Origin of the sequence: Bacteroides sp. AM07-18 (assembly GCF_003602695.1) — a bacterium.
Lineage (GTDB): Bacteria > Bacteroidota > Bacteroidia > Bacteroidales > Bacteroidaceae > Bacteroides > Bacteroides uniformis.
In genome coordinates this window covers 699,408-718,922 of sequence record NZ_QTLM01000001.1, presented here as the reverse complement: position 1 = coordinate 718,922, position 19,515 = coordinate 699,408, and the positions used below count along the sequence as shown (strand labels likewise).

Here is a 19,515-nt window from a genome sequence, read left to right as displayed (position 1 = left end):
AAGTGCCCTTTCAAAAGGGGATGCCCTAAATTGAGTGCTTACAGCCGCTTGTTTAATCCAGAAATAAACAACAAGCAAGAAATAAATGAGAACATTAGGTTCTAACGCAATATATAATATACTTTACAAGAGTTTGAACGCATTGTTCCCTTTGGTCACTATGGCATATGTATCACGTGTGCTATTGCCAGTTGGGGTAGGCAAGGTCGCATCGGCACAAAATATAGTGTCATATTTTGTGATAATTGCCTCTTTGGGACTTCCCACATATGGAGTGAAAAAGATAGCAGAATGCTTTGATGAAAGGGAGAAGCGAAGCAAAACATTCTCAGAACTTGCAGTAATAAATGCGATCAGTACATTGATATGTATATGTGTATACTTGGGCATAGTTTTAGGAATTGACTATTTTGAAGACAAATTACTCATATCATTTATTGTTGGCATTCAATTATTTGCAAATATTTTCAATATTGACTGGTTCTATCAAGGTATAGAAGAATATCGTTATATAATGTTTCGCAGTTTTATTGTTAAGCTGCTTGCTTTAGCGTCAGTTTTTATATTTGTTCATAATGCAAACGATTTTCCTATATATGCTTTAATTGTTACCCTGAGTCTTGTTTCTAACTACATTTTTAATGTTGTTAATTTACATAAATATGTAGATTTCCAATATAATGGCCTTGATGTCAGCCGCCATTTAAAACCTGTATTTGTACTTTTAGCTACAACGATTGCTATTGAGATATACACGCTCGCAGATACTACAATGTTGAGTCTTTTTAAGGGTGATGAAATTGTTGGCTACTATACAAATTCTGCAAAGACCGTTGGAATAGCACGAGTCATGATAGCTGCAGCAAGTGCGGTTTTCTTACCTCGACTAAACTACTACTTAAGTCATGGAAGAGAGCTGGAATTTGAGTCGCTGGCTTTCAAGGGGCTGTCGATGCTACTTACTTTATCTTTGCCTGTAGCCGTAGGGCTTATGCTACTAGCAGAAGATTGTACTCTCATAATGTTTGGTAAGGAGTTTGAAGCAACAATATTATCTATGCAAATACTCACTGTTTCAGTTGTAACTATTGCTATTAGTAACTTCACAGGATATCAGATATTAGTCTCATTAGGAAAAGAAACAATAGTTTTATATTCTACAATTATCGGAGCAATAATCAATGTGGTGCTAAATGTTTTGTTAATTATGCCATATGGACATTATGGAGCGGCTATTGCATCTGTTGTTACAGAGTTTGTTATTGCAGCATATCAATTGTATTATGTTAACAAGTACATACCACTTTCTCTTAAATCAATTGTCAAGCAGACGTTTCTTCCGCTGGTAGCTATGGTTTCTGTAGTATATGTGACTAAGTTATTGTTTGATAATATCTATATACAAACTGTAATTGCTGTTCTATTAGGTAGTATTACATACTTATTTTTATGTATTGCTTCAGGAAACGAAACTATTACTTTGCTCAAAAATAAGTGCAAAAAATAATATATATTATGCCACATTACGATTACCTCATAGTGGGTTCTGGTCTTTACGGAACTACATTCGCATACAAAGCTAAACAAGCAGGGAAGAAAGTGCTTGTGATTGAAAAACGTCCTCATCTCGGTGGCAATGTATATTGTGAGTCCATTGAGGGCATAAACGTGCATAAGTATGGTGCGCATATCTTCCACACCAACAACAAGGAGGTGTGGGACTTCGTGAATTCTATCGTTGAGTTTAACCGCTACACTAACTGTCCTGTAGCTAACTACAAGGGTGAGTTGTACAACTTACCTTTCAATATGAATACTTTCAACCGTATGTGGCCTGAGGTACATACACCTATACAGGCAAAGAAAAAGATTGATGATCAGAGGTCAGAGGCCGTAGCTGCTCTTGGTGGTCGCGAACCTCAAAATCTTGCTGAGCAGGCTTTGTGCCTTGTAGGCAAGGATATTTTCTACAAACTCATCAAGGAATACACGGAGAAACAGTGGGGACGTAGCTGTAAGGATCTTCCCACATTTATCATCAAGCGTCTGCCTGTTCGTATGATTTTTGACAACAACTACTTCAATGATTGTTATCAAGGTATTCCTATCGGTGGCTACAATAAACTCATCGAAGGATTGCTTGAGGGTGTGGAATGCAAGACTGGGGTCAATTTCTTCAATTCAGAGTACAAGGATTGGAAGAACTATGCTAGCAAGCTTGTTTATACTGGTGCTTTAGATGAGTACTTCGACTATAAGTTAGGTAAGCTTGATTGGCGTACCGTCAACTTCAAGACTCGTGTAGAAAATACACCTAACTACCAAGGTAATGCCGTTGTGAACTATACCAGTCACGATGAACTTTATACTCGCGTCATTGAACACAAGCACTTTGAGATGTTTGGTCAGGAAGTTTATGATTGTCCAAAGACTGTTGTTAGCGAAGAGTATTCAACCGAATACGAGGAAGGTATGGAACCATACTATCCTGTAAACGATGACCGCAACAATGCCCTTGCTAAAGAGTATCGCAAGTTAGCTGAAAAAGAAGAAGGCGTTATCTTTGGCGGTCGCCTTGGCCAGTATAGATATTTTGATATGGCTCCTGTGATTGAGCAAGTGTTGAATATTGAAAATATTTGAGTATATGAAAAAAGTGTTGATATGGGATTTGAACTATGTATTAAAAAACTCTGGAGGTCCTGCTGGATATTTATACAATATTAGAGAATACCTTTTGAAGCATCCAACTAAAGATGCAGAAATACATTTTTTGAAGGATGATTTAGGCATTCCTAATGTTGATAGGTCTGTAAATACTAACCATAAGGACTTGATGAAGAAAATACATAAGTTGGATATTCTCTCACTTATGGGGTATTTTCGCACCTTCAGATGCTTAATGTATTGGAATAAGAAACTAAGTGCAAAATCTATATCTGGTATAAATCTGAATGATTTTGACGCTATTCATTTTCATAATTCTGGAGATTTGTATAGAGCTTCTGAACTTCTTAGGTCTTATGAAGGTAAGATTATACTGACTACGCATTCTCCGCAACCAAAGGCATGTGAGGATGTAGAGAATATTGTTTATAAGTGGTCTGTTTTGCGAAGATTAATAAAAAAACAAATTTTGAAGAAAGAATTACAAGGATGGGAAAAAGCGGATTATATAATGTTTCCTGTGCAAGGTGCACTCGAACCATATTATGTAGAAAAAGAGATAAAAGATTATAAGGATTGCAATACCGATAAATTCATTTATTGCGAGAGTTCGATACTTGACAAACCAATCTCAAAACCGCTAGATAGAGAAGAATTAGGTATAGATTCCTCTAAATATCTAATATGCTATTTGGGGCGTCATAATGAAATTAAGGGTTACGACCAACTGAAACTCTTTGCAGAGCATATCTTGTCAAAAGATAGTAGATTTGAGTTTGTTATAGCAGGAAACGAGGAACCATTAACCAGACTTGATCATCCAAACTGGAAAGAGTTAGGTTGGATTAACTATGGTAATCGTTTGGTATCTTCATCGGATATTTTTATTTTGCCCAATAAGGAAACGTATTTTGATCTTGTTACTTTAGAAGTCATGAGAGAGGGGATTCCTATTCTTATGTCTAGAACTGGTGGTAACAAATTCTTCGAAAGGTACGGAGAGGAGTATGGTATTTTCTTGTATAACTATGGAGACATAAAAGACCAAGAAGCACAATTCAACAAAATGATTTATGAGTTGGAAAATGGAATATTGAAAGTCAAAGCTAAGAAACTTCGAAACTTGTTCATAGAACATTTTACAATGGAGCATTATATAAGCAGATATATAGAAACCGTAAAGAATATTTGCTAATAATAGTAGCTGTTTTTAATTATGTTACTATTTTTTACATTAATAACAATAATAATAGACCTCTTTTATCTATTTGTATCACTAAAGGCAGTATTAAAAAATAGATATAGTATACTACACCTATGTAGTATACTGTTTTTTATTATTCAAGTATTGCCGCTGGTAGTAGATATGTTCAATGATGTAAATTCATTAGGTACCCATACTAAATATTTATATAATGCACTGACTGATGAAAACACTGCATATCTTTATAATTTGTTTGCTATTTTTGTAATGGTAGGATTGACGTCAACAGCACAAAAGTTTGCACATAAAAGAGTAAATATTATGTTTCAAAGGACAAAAGCTATAAATAGCTTTTACCGTTTATGTATTGTGTTGTTGATGTTCGCTCCAGTAGCTGCAGTTATTCTGGCGCCAACGCCCGAAATCTACACGAATTTTTCGTATTTTTACACTCATTCGTATAATCCACTGGCTGTAGAATATTTGTATCATAGATTGGTAATGCCGTATATTATCTATCTGTCTTTTCTATCGATACTGGTATATTATTATTTAATTAAAGGGAGCACAAGTAAAAATATTATAATGCTTCTTTCTAGTGTCATATGTATTTGGATAGATGGAAAAAGAGGTCTGCTGGCCTTTCTAATTGTAGGTATATTACTAGTAGATTTTATAAAAAATCAGACTCAATCTAATTGGAAGCTGGTAAAAAAAGGCGCGTTACTTTCTTGTGTGTTTATAGCCTACTTTGCTGTATATTCTATGTTCACAACTAAAAATACTGATGATAGTTTTTATGAAACATACGATGCATATTTTAGCCGTGAGTCTGAGGTGAAATTATCTATTTATAGCCGTCTTAATGGAGCGGATATGCTGCCTTACGATGGTGCTACTCTTTTATATGATATAACTTGTTACATTCCAAGATTTTTATGGGAAGATAAGCCATATGGTTTTTTTAATTATCTAACGGCCTATGCCTACAACGGACACGCAGAGACATTTATGGAGGGTTCCAACTTCCAAGTTAATATCTGGTCAGAATATATAGCAAATTTTGGACTACTAGGCTGTATACTCTCGCTATTGTTTATTATTGGAATTGTACGAGTGTCAGAGCGGTCTAATGTGGCAATGCTAAATATATCAGGAAGTGTTTTCGTGTTGATATATTTATTCTTTGGATTTGAATTAATAGTAATGGTTTTGTTTTATGCTTGGTTGTATTTCTTTGTTTTCAAAAGAAAATCAAGCCTACATCGAACTAGAACAACTTATTGAATATTCTTAAATAGCTTGTAATGGACGTAATATATATACAAGATCAGGAAATTGACCATTACAATGGCCAATTCTATCATTCCAAATCGGAGCACTTCTTCTCACGTTTTCTTGCGGGCTTAAATGAGAATGATACTTTGACAGTATATACAGGCATCATCAATCGTAACTGTGCTCAGGAGGTGGCTAAATACAAGGATGTAACTAACCCTCGTATCACTTACAAGCAGGTACCGGAGTTTCGTAATCCGAAGAACCTTCTTGCTATCAATCGCTTGATGAAACGGGTTCTCAAGGATGCAGATTTCTGCTATTTGCGTAGTGGCATTGCTGCCTCATTTGCCAGCACTATTTGTCTCAAGAAGCATATACCCTATATGGCAGTAGTGAATGAGGACATATTCCGTAATACGATTGCCCATTCTCGTCTATTGGTTCGTTTGTCAGCCTATCCTCTTTCTTATTACACCCATCGCATGGTTCGAGAAGCTAACTATGCTTGCTATGTTACACAGGATTATCTGCAGAGTAACTACCCATGCAAAGGCAAGAGCCTTGGTTGTTCGGATATTGAGTTCCTTGATATTAATGAGTTGTCATTGACAAAACGTTTGAATAAGATTCAGAAGCAAGAGGGAACGATTGTACTGGGAACTGTAGGATCAGTAGATACAGAGTTGAAAGGACAGGATACTATCATCAAGGCTTTGGCAAAACTAAAAGCCGAAGGTTTCACCAACTACATATTTCAAATGGTTGGAACAGGTAAACCTAATCGTCTACGCAATCTAGCTGCCGAGTTGGGGATTGCTAATCAGATTGAATTTCTAGGCGAGTTTAAGCATGATGATGTTCAAAAATGGTTCGAAACTATTGATATTTATGTACATCCCAGTCGTTCAGAAGGTCTCCCTCGTACCATCTTAGAAGCTATGACCAAGGCTGTTCCTTGTATTTGCTCTTCTGTTGGTGGTATACCAGAACTCATAGATGGTGATTCGCTTTTTACTTACGATGGTACAGAGATTGATACTTTAGTAAATATAATCAAAGGCTTTAGCAAAGATAAGATGGAGTTTGAGGTAAAGATTAACTTTGAGCGTTCAAAGAATTACGAACCGAAATTACTTGAGCAAAAGCGAACTGTTTTCTTTGCACAGGCTATCAATGAATTTCGTAAGAAATAAAAGATAAAATCGACATTATGAATTTATATTATTCTCGAATTTATCGTAAACTTGGATTCGCTAATAACGACAATATGGGGATCGCATATTGCAAGACTATCTAACTTTGATGGTATATTGACCAATAAAAGAAATCACGAGCTTTTGAGATTCTGTAAGCAGTCAAAAAATGGCTATTAATTGAAAGTGATAACTTCGCTGCCCACCCAATTTATAGAATTATGTATAGCAGTGAAGATCTGTAAAGTTTTTACTTTCATTTAGGGCACTGAAAAGTGCCCTTTCAAAGGGGGATGCCCTAAATTGAGTGCTTACTGAGATTCTCTCTAATACAGACAAGTTCTTGTTTGCGGACAAAAGTAAGGCTTGTCTTTTTGTTGAAACCTATAACTATGCTTCTCATAATGGGGAGTGTTCGTTGCAATTGACAGAAAGCCACAGAACTTCCGCATCATCATTGTTACTCCAACTCAATGGTATATCCATTCTTCTTTTAGCACAATGGTAGAGTCCTACAGTTCCTTTGCTCTCCGCAAATGGAGAAACTTATTGAGTGGTTCAGAAGTGTAGTCGAACTTATGGTAAATCTATCTATGTGTAGTATACTTATTCTCAAGCAGGAGAAATTGAGGTGATTGACTATAGATGCTCTTTATAATAATTTGAAAAATGTTAAATAATAATGGCAAAGACAGTTTATCTTGGTATGATAGGCGATATCATGCATCCGGGTTACATTAACATCATTAACAAAGCTACTGAGTATGGCGATGTGATAATCGGTTTGTTCACTGATAAGGCGATTGCTAACCACCGTAGACTTCCTTATCTCACTTGGGAGCAAAGAAAGAACGTTGTTGAGAGCATCAGGAACGTATCAAGGGTGGTCCCTCAGGATGATTGGAGCTATGTCTCTAATCTCCTTAAGTACAAGCCTGATTACATCATTCATGGTGATGATTGGCAGGTTGGTCCTGACAAGTATATCCGTGATGAGGTATTCAAAGTAATGGAAAAGTTGGGTGGTGAGGTTATCGAGATTCCTTACACCCAAAACATCTCTGCTTCTGGTATCAAACAAGAGATTGATGCTCTTGGTGTAACTCCTCAGATGCGTCTTTCTTCTCTCCGTCGCCTTATTGCAGCTAAACCGATTGTACGTATTCTTGAAAGTCACAATGGTCTTACTGGCCTCATAGCAGAACATACTAAGGTAGAGGTGAATGGTCAGGAGCGTGAATTCGATGGCATGTGGGCTTCCTCCCTTACCGACTCTACCTCTAAGGGTAAGCCTGATATTGAGGCTGTCGATTTGACTACCCGTCTCCATGACCTCAATGATACCCTTGAAGTAACCACAAAACCTGTTATCTTCGATGGCGATACTGGTGGCAAGATTGAACACTTCGGTTTTACCGTTCGCACCCTTGAGCGCTTGGGAATCTCTTGCGTTATAATTGAAGATAAGGTAGGCTTGAAACAGAATTCACTTTTTGGTACTGATGCTGTACAGACTCAGGATACAATCGAAGGTTTTCAGGCTAAAATCCGTGCGGGTAAGGAGGCGCAGATTACTCGTGACTTCATGATTGTCAGCCGTTGTGAGTCTCTCATTGCTGGTAAGACTGTAGATGATGCTTTGGAGCGTTGTCATGCTTACGTAGAGGCAGGTACTGACGGTATAATGATCCACTCCAAAGAGAAGTCTGGAGAGGACATCAAGGAGTTTTGCTTGCGCTTTCGCGAGAAGAATGCTCATACTCCTATCATCGTTGTGCCTACTACTTATAACCAGTTCACAGAAGAGGAACTTGCTGAATGGGGTATTAATGTAGTGATTTATGCTAATCACATGCTTCGTTCTGCTTATCCTGCAATGGTTAAATGTGCAGAAACCATCCTCTATACTAGCCGTTCGCTTGAAGCATCTGAGCAGTACTGTATGCCTATCAAACAGATTCTTAATCTTATTCCAGGCACAAAGAAGAAGTAAACATTAATTTCTTACCCCTTAAACTATTTTACAAATGGTAAGACCCGAATTTTTTGTAAATATACTCAAGGAACAAGGTATAGACTTTTATGCTGGTGTTCCTGATTCGTTGCTCAAGAACATTTGTGCATATATTACCGACCACCTTCCTGCTGAGCAGAATATTATTGCTGCTAACGAAGGAGGGGCCATGGGTATTGCTGTAGGTTATCATTTGGCAACAGGTAAGGTGCCTGTAGTTTATATGCAGAACTCTGGTGAAGGCAATATCATTAATCCGTTTGCCTCTCTTACCGACAAGGACGTTTATAACATTCCTGTGCTCCTCGTTATCGGTTGGAGAGGGCGCCCTGGAGTTCACGATGAACCTCAGCATGTGAAGCAAGGTAAGGTGACAATCGGTTTGCTTAATACCATGGGTATCAACTATGCTATTCTGCCAAAGGATGAAGAGGGAGCTGCAAAGCAGATAAAAATAGCTGTCGACTTCATGAAGGCAACCAACGAGTGCTATGCCCTTGTGATAGAGAAGGATACTTTCGATACCTATAAGCTTCAGAGCGTTGAGGTAAACGAACTGGCAATGTCTCGCGAAGAGACGATTCAGAAGGTGGCTTCAAACATTGAAGATAATGCTTGTATCGTATCAACTACTGGTATGATTTCTCGCGAGCTCTTTGAGGCACGTACTGCTTGGAGCCAAGGTCATGAACGTGATTTCCTTACTGTAGGGGCGATGGGCCATGCTTCCCAGATAGCTCTCGGCATAGCTCTCCAAAAGCCTGAGCGTCGAGTATATTGTTTTGATGGTGATGGAGCCAGCATCATGCACATGGGTAATATGGCTATTACAGCCAGCATGAAATGCAAGAATTATGTGCACATTGTGTTCAACAATGGCGCACACGATTCTGTTGGTGGTCAGCCTACTGTTGGTCTCAAGATTGATTTTTGTGCAATTGCTCAAGCTGTAGGCTACAAGGCTGCTTATAGTGTAGAAACTATGGAGGCACTTGAAGCAAAACTTGCAGAATTCAAGAACGCAGAAGGTCCTGTTTTCCTTCAGATTTGCGTAAAAAAGGGAAACCGCAAGGACCTTGGCCGTCCAACTACAACTCCTATTCAGAACAAAGAGGCTTTTATGGAATTTCTTAACAAGTAAAGTATGAAAGTAATTCTGTTTGCTGATATACACGCCAATCTTTCTGCTTTTGAGGCGGTTCTAGCTGATATTGAGAAACACTATCAGCCAGATGCCATGATTAGTCTAGGTGACTTTATCGACTATGGTATGCGTTCAAATGAAATTATTGAACGTATACAAACTGTTAATATTCCATTACTTGCCAATTTGAAGGGCAATCACGAGAAGGCTTTGATTGATGGGGAACTCTCATGTTTCTCTTCAGAAAGAGCTCGTGTGATGTCCAAATACACAAGAAACCATCTCACTCAGACATCTATTGATTATATAAGCAATGTGATGCAAGAGCCAATGCAAGAGTTGGAAATTGGTGGTAAGAAAGTACTTCTTTTACATGGAACTATTGATGATCCCTATTGGGGAAAACTGACTCCAGCAAAAGTGGAAGATGAAAAGTATCAGGATTTTGACTACGTATTGAGCGGTCACATTCATCAACCTTTTAAGATAGATGTATTCTTCAAAGTTGACAATCCAATCATGCGCAATCAGAAACGTACGACTTTTATCAACCCAGGTTCAGTTGGACAACCTCGCAATCAGAATCCATATGCACAATATGTGTATATCAATTTTAAAACGGGGGAAACCCATTTCAATGCAGTTCCTTACGATATTGAAGCTGAACAATCTCTTTTCCCCAAAGAGATAGATACTTTTTACAGCGAACGATTAAAATTTGGAATATAAATGAAGAACTTATATGTAATAAGTGGTGTTACTGGCATGACGGGTAGTGAACTGTCTCGTCAGTTTGTTTCTCAGGGTCATACGGTAATCGGTTTCGACAACTTCTTTGCAAGTTCTATTGATACCGTTAAAGACATTATTGACAATCCCTCGTTCATCTTCTATAATTACGACATTAACAAAGTCGCTCAGATGGATGAAGTATGCGATAAGGCGAAAGAACTCAAAATTGAGTGCGATGGTCGTCTGGTGTTTATCAATTGTGCTGCTGTTGTCCATACAAAGCATTTCTATGAGGTAGAGAGTACTTTTCAGACTAACGTCCTTGCTATGAAGGATTTCTTGGAGCGTGCCATTTCTATGAGGGCTGATACTTACATTAATTGTTCAACTTCGGAGGTTTACTCAATGCAGTCTTGGAATGAGAATGGCGGTGTGAAAGAATCTGATTATTTGGCAATGTCAACAGCGGAACATAGCCAACGTACAAGTTATGCTTGCGGCAAGTTGATGACTGAATTCTTTATGAAAGATGCTGTTGGCAAGGGACGAATTAAAGGTTGTTCTATTCGCTTTGCTAATGTATATAGCAGGCACGAGCGTTTTGCAGAGCACATTATCCCTCATATCATTGATAATCTGCTTGAAAGCCATACCGTAACCCTTCTTGAAAACTCGAAGGTGAACAAACGTACCTTCCTTCATAATATTGATAGCTGTCGTGCCGTTATGGAGCTCATCGCTTCTGAGGATGCTCTTGATGGTACTGTTTATAATGTGGCTACTGAAGAGGAAATTGCCATTATTGATCTAGTCAAGACGATTGCAATAAAAATGGGCATCAACGATGTGGATATCCGTTTCGAAGGTTACCGAAAGTCTGATCCTGAGCGTCGATTGCTCAATACGGACAAGATTCGTACCCGTACTAGCTGGAAACCTATCATCACTCTCGATGAAGGCCTCACGATGTGTGTAAATAGTATCAAGAAATGAAATATTTGATTATAACTGTTGCTGGAACGGCTACGCGTTTTAATCGCGACACTAAGGAAGAAACCCTCAAATGCTTGTATTATACCGATGAACCTCAATACGCTCTTCTTGCTCAATTGCTGAAGAATTGTGGTGAGTACGATAAATATATCCTTGTGGGGGGCTACCTTTATGAGAAGTTGGGAAGATTTGTAAAGAACGAACTCTCTGGTTATGGCAAAAAAATAGAACTTGTTTACAACGAGCATTTCAAAGACTATGGCTCCGGCTACAGTTTATACAAAGGTATAGAGGCAATAAAGGAGGCAGGTGATGTGACTTTCGTAGAAGGCGACTTGTTCTTTATGGCTACAGATTTCAGGCAAGTGTATAATTCGCCAAAGAGTGTGATTACCATTAACCGAGAACCAATCTACTCGAATAAGGCAGTTGCGTTATACATTAACGTTGATGGCAAACCAAGGTATTTATATGATACGAATCATCAGACATTGACTGTATCAGAGCCATTCAAGGCAATCTTCAACAGTGGTCAGATGTGGAAATTTTCTTCATCTGAGAGGCTTTTGAAGACTGTTGATTCGCTTACAAAAGAACAACTTCAAGGTACTAATCTTGAAATAATTCAGGCTTACTTTAGTGATATGAATAGTGAAGAGTATGATGTAGTGACTTTCACTGACTGGTTCAACTGCAATACTGTTGCAGATTATGATATTGTAAGAAAATTGATGTAAAAATGAATATGGCTATATTAGAAAGAGATTACAGAATAGATGGAATAAAGTGGTTGCTCATTGTATTGGTTACATTCGGTCATGTAATAGAACCTGCTTTAAGCAATCCTATTGCCAATAAGCTCTATTCTATAATCTACATTTTTCATATGCCATTATTCGTCTTTATCAGTGGTTATTATGCAAATGTTAAGGATAAAGAAAAACTGATTAGTAAAGGTTTTATGCTTTTGGAAACATTTTTGGTTGTGATGATTCCTCAATGTTTTTATTATGGAAGTATCATCCCTTTACTAAATCCGGAGAACTCAGGCTGGTATTTAATCAGCCTAATAACTTGGTATATTATAGTTTTTTTGTTGATTACCAATAAGCTAGTTGGCAAAATTGTTGTACGATATGATGGAGATGAGGGGGGGGAAGTTGTTGATATTCAGTTGCTTGTTGGCAGTATTTGCATACATGCTTCCGTTGAAACAATTTGGTAACCTGTTATCGTTCCAACGGTCGTGTATGTTTCTACCATTCTTTATGATGGGTTTCTTGAGAAGAGTAAAAGGTCTACCTATTATTCCTGATGTTTCAAAATGCATAAAGCTTGTTTTGGCTATAGCCTCTTTAGTATATTTTGCTTTTTGTCTCATCTATAGTGGCCGTATACTACATGTATTAGAGTTTAATAATGCCAATGTGTGGCACATGTCAAATTTGTACAATCAAAATATAGGAATGCTTCTTGTTTTGAAAGTATTGGTTTATATTGGATCAATTATTACTACATTCGCTGTTTTAATGTTTGTGAACCTCCCCAAGTCGATATGTGCTTATGGATCAAAGACTTTAGCATATTATGTAATACAAGGCATGTTTGCACACATATTATCAACCTATTTGCAAGTTAATTTTTACCAGGCCTTGTTTCTCTGTGTTTGCATATTAGTCCTTACAACAGTTCTATTACGATTTGTTGATTCTAAATTTATTACAAACCCGTTTTCTACTTTATTAAAATGGAAATACTGAACAGAAAACTTTCCCTTCTCAAAGGGAAGGTTGAAAATAGTCAGCCAATAACTATTATGATTATTGGTTTGGGTAGCGTTGGATGCTACTTGTTGGATTATCTTGTATCACTAGGTGATTCACAACTTCGTCTTGTTGTGGTAGGACGTAATGCAGAAAAGATGCAGATGGATATAAATATTATTCGTACTGCTTCAACCATTCGTCACCAGTGCCGTAGCGAGATTAAGGTGGTTGATAACTGCGACCTTAACGATGTGAACAGCATTGCAGCTGTACTTGAAGCAGAAAAGCCTGACTTCATAGTAAATAGTAGTCGAGTTTACTCTGGTTTGAAGTATGGTAGCATCTCATGGAGTAATCTTCGTGCATACGGCATTTGGACTCCGCTTTCTATTCGATATGCAAAGAATATAATGGAGGCATACGATAAGGCCAACTGTGAGGCAATCTCAATCAATACTTCATATTCCGATGCTGTTATTCCTTGGCTAAAGTCTGCGGGTAAGGCTTATTTTGACTTTGGTAGTGGTAATTTGAATCATCTTGTGCCTCGTATAAAATTCTATATTGCAGAGAAATATGGTATAAAGAATTTTAATGACATTGATGTAACTATTGCGGTATCACATTTTCATGATGTTGTCATTTCTAAGGAAGGTCATGCAGAAGGTCAGGACATCTTGCTTGATATAAAGTTTCAAGGCAAGGATATGGATTTTAATAAGGAAGAACTTCTTAAATCCTGTTCTATAGCAATGCCTGTAGATCAGAAGCGCAATATGATGAATGCTTCCAGTAATTTTGATATCATATTCTCTGTGCTTACTGCTCTTCGAGAGGAAAAACAAGTCAAAATACATACTCCTGGGGTAAATGGTGAAATTGGTGGTTATCCTATAATTATTGATGGAGTAACTGCTACTGCCAAGTTTGATGAGTCTGTATGGACTATAGACCAGATGCGTAAAGCTAACCGTGAGTCAATTTATTGTGATGGAGTAGAGAATATAACTGACGCTACTCTCGTCTATACTGATGAACTTGTAGCTAAGGTAAAGAAGTCGTTTAATGTTGATTTGCCTAAGTCGGTAAAGTTTGTGGATATTGAAAATGTAGCAGATTTAATTATCAATCAGATAATTAAACCTCAAGTGCTTATTTTTGTGCAATAATTTGTAAACTAATGGCAGATAATAGATTGTTGTTAATTTTCTGTATAATCTTTAACTTATAGTTTTATGATATACACAGCTATGTAAGCACTTTAAAAAGTTCAAAATGAAATGTTAGCCTTCGTTGTAAATTAAAATTAGCAAGATATGTATAGCAGCGAAGATTTAGCAAGTTTTTATTTTCAGTACCAGACCAAGGCTTTACCTCATGTCAAGTTCCTCCAGTCCTTTTGTATGAAGCATAAAGTTCCTATAATATTTTTCATAAGTGGTATAAGGATACGCGTAATAAAATAATTACAGTTCTATATCTCCGATTGTCAAATGAAAAATGTAATAAATATGGATATCACAACAAAGATAAAAAGAAGTAAATTACTTTATTACGTCTACTATTACGTAATGTCAGGTTTGGTAAATTTGTACAAGTTGTTCTTGAAGCCAGACGGTAAACTCATGCTTTTTGTATGTTATGGTGGACGTCATTATTCCGATAGTACGCGAGTGATTTATGAGGCCATGTTGAAGGATGAACGTTTCAAGGACTATATCATATATTGGGCTTTTAAGAATCCCGAGAAATATCCATTCATTCCAAATACGGTTAACGTCAACAGCCTTAAGTATTTCAATATAGCCTTGAGGGCTAGAGTTTGGGTGACGAACGTAATTGTGGAACGAGCACTCAATTTTAAAGGCATCAATACTTACTATATGCACACAACTCATGGAGTATTATGTAAGTTGGATGGTAAAGATGCTATTGATTCTGCTAATTTCAGGACTTTATCAACATTCAAGTGGGATTGCTGTTTTGCATCTTCTGATATTGAGAAGTATGTGTATGCTGGCATGTTCGGAATACCAATAGGCAAGATGCACGTAATCGGTATGCCTAAGAATGATATTTTGGTGCATTATACGGAAGACTACAGAAGTGAATTGCGCAAGAGAATTGGAATTCCAGAAGGAAAGAAGGCTATTTTGTATGCACCAACATTTAGAGAAGAGGCTAACTTTAAAGAGGTATTTGATGTGGATGTAAACCTTTGGAAACAGAATCTGGGCGATGATTATGTTTTGTTATATAGAGCTCATCCAGTCATCAGTTCGGATACAAAACAGAACAATGATTTCTTTATTGATGTAACAAATTATGAGGTCGTAGAAGACATTATGATTGCTTCTGACCTTCTTGTTTCTGATTATTCGGGCATTATTTTCGACTACTGCATTATGGATAAACCAATCTTCTTGTGGCCATACGATTATGATAAGTATAATGCCATCAGAGGTCTGTATTTTGACATTCGTAAGGAACTTTTGTATAAGGAAGATCAAGGTGAACTGACTAAGGTGATTAAGGAGGCAGATTTTAAAAAGGTAGTCGAGGAGTATGTTATTCCGTTCAAGAATAAGTATGAAACAGAATATGGAAATGCAACCAGCAAGGCTCTTGATTTGATTTATAACAACATTCAATAATAAATAAACTTTTTATAATAGATTGGATCTTCTTGTCTTCCTGTATATTGAGGACATCATTGTTATGTTTTCATGTTACTATATGTCTTCTTGTAAGGAAGAAAAAGAGTATGCATCGTAAGAAAGTTTTGCTGATTTTTTCTAAGACTCATATAGGCGTGACTGCTTAATAAATAGCGGGTACGCTATATAGGTTGCTTGTAATTATAAGGAAATATTGCGAGAATTGTAAAATATAGGGATTAAGATGAGGATATTATTGTTAGCTAATAATGTGGCAGGGGTGATTAGTTTTCGCTTTGAAGTAGTAAAAGCTATTATTGAACAGGGGCATTTCATAACTATTTCTGCGCCTTTTGATAAAAGAATGAATGAGTTGGAAGCTATAGGAGCAAAATGTGTGACGACTGAAATAGACCGTAGAAGTACTAATCCTGTAAAAGATTTTATGTTGATATGCCATTATGTAAATCTTATAAGGAAAGAAAAACCAGATGTGGTTTTGTCCTATACAATCAAGCCCAATGTTTATGGAGGGATGGTTTGCAGATTATATGGTATACCTCAAATTGTGAATATTACTGGACTTGGAACTGCTGTTGAAAAAACATCAAGAATTCAGAAGATTGTATTTTTGCTTTATAAGATTGGTTTGAGAAAATCAAGAAGAATCTTTTTCCAAAATGAGGAAAATAAAAGATTTTGTGAAATGCACAATCTGACTCCTGATTGTGGTTCTATAATCCCAGGATCGGGTGTAAATTTAATCCGTTTTCAATTGATGGATTATCCAAATGATGACACGGTGAAATTTATTTTTATTAGTCGTATAATGAAACAGAAAGGGATAGAACAATACCTTGATACTGCGATTGCTATTCGTGAAGAGTATCCTAATACGGAATTTCATATTTTGGGTTATTGTGAGGATGCATATCAGGAGAAATTGAAAAAGTTGAATAATAATAAGACAATAATTTATCATGGGATGACTTCTGATGTCCGTCCTTTTATTGCAAACGTGCATTGTATCGTTCATCCTACTTATTATCCTGAAGGTATGTCGAATGTTCTTTTGGAAAGTTGTGCGAGTGGAAGACCTGTCATCACGACCAATCGTAGTGGTTGCAAAGAAATTGTAGATGATGGAGTTAATGGGTTTATTGTTGAACAACAGAATTCCGAAGATCTTATAGGTAAAGTCCGTAAGTTTCTTGATTTGTCTTTTGAAGAGAAGAAAAACATGGGCATAGCAGCAAGAAAAAAAGTTGAAAAACAATTTGATAGAAATATTATAGTAAAGGCTTATTTAGAAGCTATAGATAGTATTGGTAGCTAGTTGTAATAGCTTATGTACAAAAAACTTTTTAAACGAGTTACAGACTTTTGTGTAATCTTTATCGCTTTAGGCGTATTGTTTGCTCCTTTACTTATCATTACACTTTGGTTGTACTTTGCCAACAAAGGTGCAGGCGTATTTTTCATGCAGGAACGTCCGGGAAAGAACGGAAAGATATTCAAAGTAATCAAGTTTAAGACTATGACGGATGAGCGGGATGTGGATGGAAATCTGCTTCCGGATGCTCAGCGTTTGACTAAAGTAGGACGCTTTGTACGTTCCACTTCGATAGATGAACTTCCCCAACTGATAAATGTATTGAAAGGGGATATGGCCCTGATAGGCCCTCGTCCTTTGCTTCCCCAATATCTGCCGTTATACAGCAAGGAACAGGCGCGTCGTCATGAAGTCCGTCCGGGGATTACGGGCTGGGCACAAGTGAACGGTCGCAATGCCATCAGTTGGACACGGAAGTTTGAACTAGATGTGTGGTACGTGGATCATTGCTCTTTTTTACTTGATTTGAAAATCATTTTTATGACAATAAAGAAGGTCTTTGTACGCGAAGGTATTAGTTCGGAAACTTCGGTTACGATGGAGGCTTTTACTGGAAATAATTAATATTGGAAAATGTATTTATATGGTGCCAGTGGTCATGCCAAAGTGATCATTGATATATTGCGTGCGAATAATGAACCGATTGAAGCATTGTTTGATGATAATGAAAAAATCCATACTCTTTTTGACTATCCCGTATTACGTTCGTCGGAAGTCTGTGGTCCGTTGATAATCAGTATCGGGAATAATGGTGTTCGTAGAAAGATAGCAGAAAAGCTACAAGTGGAATATGGCCGGGGTTTTCATCCTTCGGCAATTATTTCGGAAAAGGCTGTGATAAAAGAAGGTACTGTTGTAATGCAGGGAGCTATCGTTCAGTCAGATTGTCGTATTGGGAGTCATTGCATCATTAATACAGGTGCTTCGGTAGATCATGAATGTAGGCTTGGGAATTATGTACATATTTCTCCTCATTGTACACTTTGCGGTAATGTACAAGTGGGTGAGGGGGCATGGATTGGTGCCGGTAGTGTAGTCATTCCTGGAGTAAAGATTGGGAAATGGAGTATTGTAGGTGCTGGTTCAGTTGTCACAAAGGATATTCCGGATGGGGTTTTAGCGGTAGGAAACCGATGTAAAGTAATCAAGAATATAGTTTTGTAAATCATATATATATCTTATGGACAAGCAAATTTATCTCTGCCTCGCCCACATGAGCAAAGCCGGATTGGAACAGAAATATGTGAAGGAGGCATTTGATACCAATTGGGTAGTACCTTTGGGACCTAATGTAAATGCTTTTGAGGAGGATTTGAAACAGTTTACGGGCGGCACACATGAAGTGGTGGCACTGAGTGCGGGTACGGCAGCAGTACATTTGGCATTGATAGCTTGCGGTGTCGGTCCGGGAGATGAAGTGCTGGTGCAGAGCTTTACTTTCTGTGCCTCTTCGCATCCTATCACTTATCTGGGTGCCAAGCCTGTGTTTGTGGGTTCTGAGCCGGAAACTTGGAATATGGACCCTGTGCTGCTGGAGGAGGCGATAAAAGACCGTATCGCCAAGATAGGAAAGAAGCCAAAGGCGATTGTTCCGGTGGCTCTCTACGGTATGCCTTACGATTGCAAACGGATTATGGAAATTGCCGACCGTTACGATATTCCGGTAGTGGAGGATGCTGCCGAGGGCTTTGGCTCTAAGTTTGACGGACGGATATTGGGTACTTTCGGTAAGTTCGGTGTGTTGAGTTTCAACGGGAACAAGATGATTACGACTTCGGGTGGTGGCGCCTTGGTTTGTCAGAACGTGGAGGACAAGAATACCGTCATGTGGTATGCCACGCAGGCGCGTGATGCTTATCCTTACTATCAGCATACGGCCATTGGCTACAACTATCGTATGAGTAATATTTGTGCAGGTATCGGTCGCGGACAGATGACGGTGGTACAGGAACATATCGACCATCACAAGCATGTGCAGGCTCTTTATGAGGAACTGTTGAAAGAGGTGAGGGGCGTGCATATCCATCGGCAACCTGCCGATTCGCGTTATGACTCTAATTACTGGCTCTGTACGGCTACGCTGGATGCCAATGTGAGGGTACAAGGTCAGGAGAATGCCTATAAAGAGGTGATAAAAACAGCCGTAGGCGGTGCTGCCGGTGTGATAAAAGCTGTGGAGAGTGCCACGACAGACTGTCAGCCCAATGACAACGTGGAGGCATTGCGTGTGTTTATGGCGGCAAACCGGATTGAAACCCGTCCGGTGTGGAAGCCCATGCACAAGCAGCCTGTATATGCGGATGCTGTGGTTTACACCAACGGAGTGGAGGAGGAAATCTTTAAGGTAGGTTTTTGTTTGCCAGCAGGTCCGTGGGTGACAGATGAAGATGTGAAATACATCGTTGAAAAGATAAAGGAAGCCATTCTCTAAGTGTAGTTGCGCAAAGCGCATTAATCCATCAATCATAACC

At 38.0% G+C, this 19,515-nt stretch carries 17 protein-coding genes; all 17 read left to right on the top strand.

The features are described from left to right. Positions 1-85: 85 nt before the first annotated feature. The 17 genes from DW096_RS03190 (at position 86) to DW096_RS03115 (ending at position 19,475) form a co-directional block, all read left to right on the top strand. Positions 86-1,507, top strand: coding sequence for a flippase (locus DW096_RS03190; RefSeq protein WP_117881034.1), 1,422 nt, complete (start codon positions 86-88; stop codon positions 1,505-1,507). 8 nt (positions 1,508-1,515) lie between these two features. Then, on the top strand, positions 1,516-2,643 hold the full coding sequence (glf, locus tag DW096_RS03185) for a UDP-galactopyranose mutase (protein ID WP_117881031.1): 1,128 nt from the start codon (positions 1,516-1,518) through the stop codon (positions 2,641-2,643). Positions 2,644-2,647: 4 nt separating this feature from the next. Next, positions 2,648-3,862 (top strand): glycosyltransferase family 4 protein, encoded by a 1,215-nt coding sequence (locus tag DW096_RS03180; protein WP_117881028.1) that lies wholly within the window; start codon positions 2,648-2,650, stop codon positions 3,860-3,862. Positions 3,863-3,883: 21 nt separating this feature from the next. Further along, complete coding sequence (locus tag DW096_RS03175) at positions 3,884-5,158, top strand: hypothetical protein (RefSeq protein ID WP_117881025.1); 1,275 nt, start codon at positions 3,884-3,886, stop codon at positions 5,156-5,158. Positions 5,159-5,178: 20 nt separating this feature from the next. Next, positions 5,179-6,345 carry a glycosyltransferase gene (locus DW096_RS03170; protein ID WP_120028672.1) on the top strand — a complete coding sequence of 389 codons (1,167 nt, stop codon included), beginning with the start codon at positions 5,179-5,181 and terminating at the stop codon, positions 6,343-6,345. Between the two features lie 682 nt (positions 6,346-7,027). Then, entirely contained in the window at positions 7,028-8,338 is a 1,311-nt protein-coding gene (gene aepX, locus DW096_RS03165; RefSeq protein WP_005829461.1) for a phosphoenolpyruvate mutase, read from the top strand. A gap of 34 nt (positions 8,339-8,372) precedes the next feature. Beyond that, on the top strand, positions 8,373-9,500 hold the full coding sequence (gene aepY / locus DW096_RS19370; protein ID WP_005829459.1) for a phosphonopyruvate decarboxylase: 1,128 nt from the start codon (positions 8,373-8,375) through the stop codon (positions 9,498-9,500). A gap of 3 nt (positions 9,501-9,503) precedes the next feature. Beyond that, positions 9,504-10,232: a metallophosphoesterase gene (locus tag DW096_RS19365; protein WP_005829457.1), complete on the top strand. Its 729-nt coding sequence runs from the start codon at positions 9,504-9,506 to the stop codon at positions 10,230-10,232. Continuing rightward, entirely contained in the window at positions 10,233-11,228 is a 996-nt protein-coding gene (locus DW096_RS03155; RefSeq protein ID WP_005829455.1) for an NAD(P)-dependent oxidoreductase, read from the top strand. It abuts the gene before it with no gap. After that, the gene (locus DW096_RS03150) at positions 11,225-11,965 is read left to right on the top strand and encodes a DUF6564 domain-containing protein (protein WP_005836616.1); all 741 of its coding nucleotides are present in this window, start codon (positions 11,225-11,227) and stop codon (positions 11,963-11,965) included. The genes DW096_RS03155 and DW096_RS03150 overlap by 4 nt, the downstream gene beginning before the upstream one ends. An 8-nt stretch (positions 11,966-11,973) precedes the next feature. Next, complete coding sequence (locus DW096_RS19525; protein ID WP_229068124.1) at positions 11,974-12,453, top strand: acyltransferase family protein; 480 nt, start codon at positions 11,974-11,976, stop codon at positions 12,451-12,453. 522 nt (positions 12,454-12,975) lie between these two features. Then, positions 12,976-14,163, top strand: coding sequence for a hypothetical protein (locus tag DW096_RS03140; protein ID WP_005829450.1), 1,188 nt, complete (start codon positions 12,976-12,978; stop codon positions 14,161-14,163). 342 nt (positions 14,164-14,505) lie between these two features. Beyond that, positions 14,506-15,648: a CDP-glycerol glycerophosphotransferase family protein gene (locus DW096_RS19520; RefSeq protein ID WP_158589291.1), complete on the top strand. Its 1,143-nt coding sequence runs from the start codon at positions 14,506-14,508 to the stop codon at positions 15,646-15,648. Positions 15,649-15,895: 247 nt separating this feature from the next. After that, on the top strand, positions 15,896-16,987 hold the full coding sequence (locus tag DW096_RS03130; RefSeq protein WP_120028671.1) for a glycosyltransferase family 4 protein: 1,092 nt from the start codon (positions 15,896-15,898) through the stop codon (positions 16,985-16,987). A gap of 12 nt (positions 16,988-16,999) precedes the next feature. Next, entirely contained in the window at positions 17,000-17,608 is a 609-nt protein-coding gene (locus DW096_RS03125) for a sugar transferase (RefSeq protein WP_117589590.1), read from the top strand. 9 nt (positions 17,609-17,617) lie between these two features. Beyond that, a complete protein-coding gene (locus DW096_RS03120) occupies positions 17,618-18,208 on the top strand; it encodes an acetyltransferase (protein ID WP_120028670.1) in 591 nt (196 codons plus the stop codon). Positions 18,209-18,224: 16 nt separating this feature from the next. Further along, on the top strand, positions 18,225-19,475 hold the full coding sequence (locus tag DW096_RS03115) for a DegT/DnrJ/EryC1/StrS aminotransferase family protein (RefSeq protein WP_120028669.1): 1,251 nt from the start codon (positions 18,225-18,227) through the stop codon (positions 19,473-19,475). Positions 19,476-19,515 lie beyond the last annotated feature (40 nt).

Bases quoted from the DNA above. Each gene is read 5' to 3' on its own strand.
- DW096_RS03175 (WP_117881025.1), top strand. From the start codon at position 3,884: ATGTTACTATTTTTTACATTAATAACAATAATAATAGACCTCTTTTAT.
- DW096_RS03155 (WP_005829455.1), top strand. From the start codon at position 10,233: ATGAAGAACTTATATGTAATAAGTGGTGTTACTGGCATGACGGGTAGT.
- DW096_RS03150 (WP_005836616.1), top strand. From the start codon at position 11,225: ATGAAATATTTGATTATAACTGTTGCTGGAACGGCTACGCGTTTTAAT.
- aepX (WP_005829461.1), top strand. From the start codon at position 7,028: ATGGCAAAGACAGTTTATCTTGGTATGATAGGCGATATCATGCATCCG.
- DW096_RS03190 (WP_117881034.1), top strand. From the start codon at position 86: ATGAGAACATTAGGTTCTAACGCAATATATAATATACTTTACAAGAGT.
- DW096_RS03120 (WP_120028670.1), top strand. From the start codon at position 17,618: ATGTATTTATATGGTGCCAGTGGTCATGCCAAAGTGATCATTGATATA.
- DW096_RS03140 (WP_005829450.1), top strand. From the start codon at position 12,976: ATGGAAATACTGAACAGAAAACTTTCCCTTCTCAAAGGGAAGGTTGAA.
- glf (WP_117881031.1), top strand. From the start codon at position 1,516: ATGCCACATTACGATTACCTCATAGTGGGTTCTGGTCTTTACGGAACT.
- DW096_RS19525 (WP_229068124.1), top strand. From the start codon at position 11,974: ATGGCTATATTAGAAAGAGATTACAGAATAGATGGAATAAAGTGGTTG.
- DW096_RS03125 (WP_117589590.1), top strand. From the start codon at position 17,000: ATGTACAAAAAACTTTTTAAACGAGTTACAGACTTTTGTGTAATCTTT.
- aepY (WP_005829459.1), top strand. From the start codon at position 8,373: ATGGTAAGACCCGAATTTTTTGTAAATATACTCAAGGAACAAGGTATA.
- DW096_RS03130 (WP_120028671.1), top strand. From the start codon at position 15,896: ATGAGGATATTATTGTTAGCTAATAATGTGGCAGGGGTGATTAGTTTT.
- DW096_RS19365 (WP_005829457.1), top strand. From the start codon at position 9,504: ATGAAAGTAATTCTGTTTGCTGATATACACGCCAATCTTTCTGCTTTT.
- DW096_RS03170 (WP_120028672.1), top strand. From the start codon at position 5,179: ATGGACGTAATATATATACAAGATCAGGAAATTGACCATTACAATGGC.
- DW096_RS03115 (WP_120028669.1), top strand. From the start codon at position 18,225: ATGGACAAGCAAATTTATCTCTGCCTCGCCCACATGAGCAAAGCCGGA.
- DW096_RS19520 (WP_158589291.1), top strand. From the start codon at position 14,506: ATGGATATCACAACAAAGATAAAAAGAAGTAAATTACTTTATTACGTC.
- DW096_RS03180 (WP_117881028.1), top strand. From the start codon at position 2,648: ATGAAAAAAGTGTTGATATGGGATTTGAACTATGTATTAAAAAACTCT.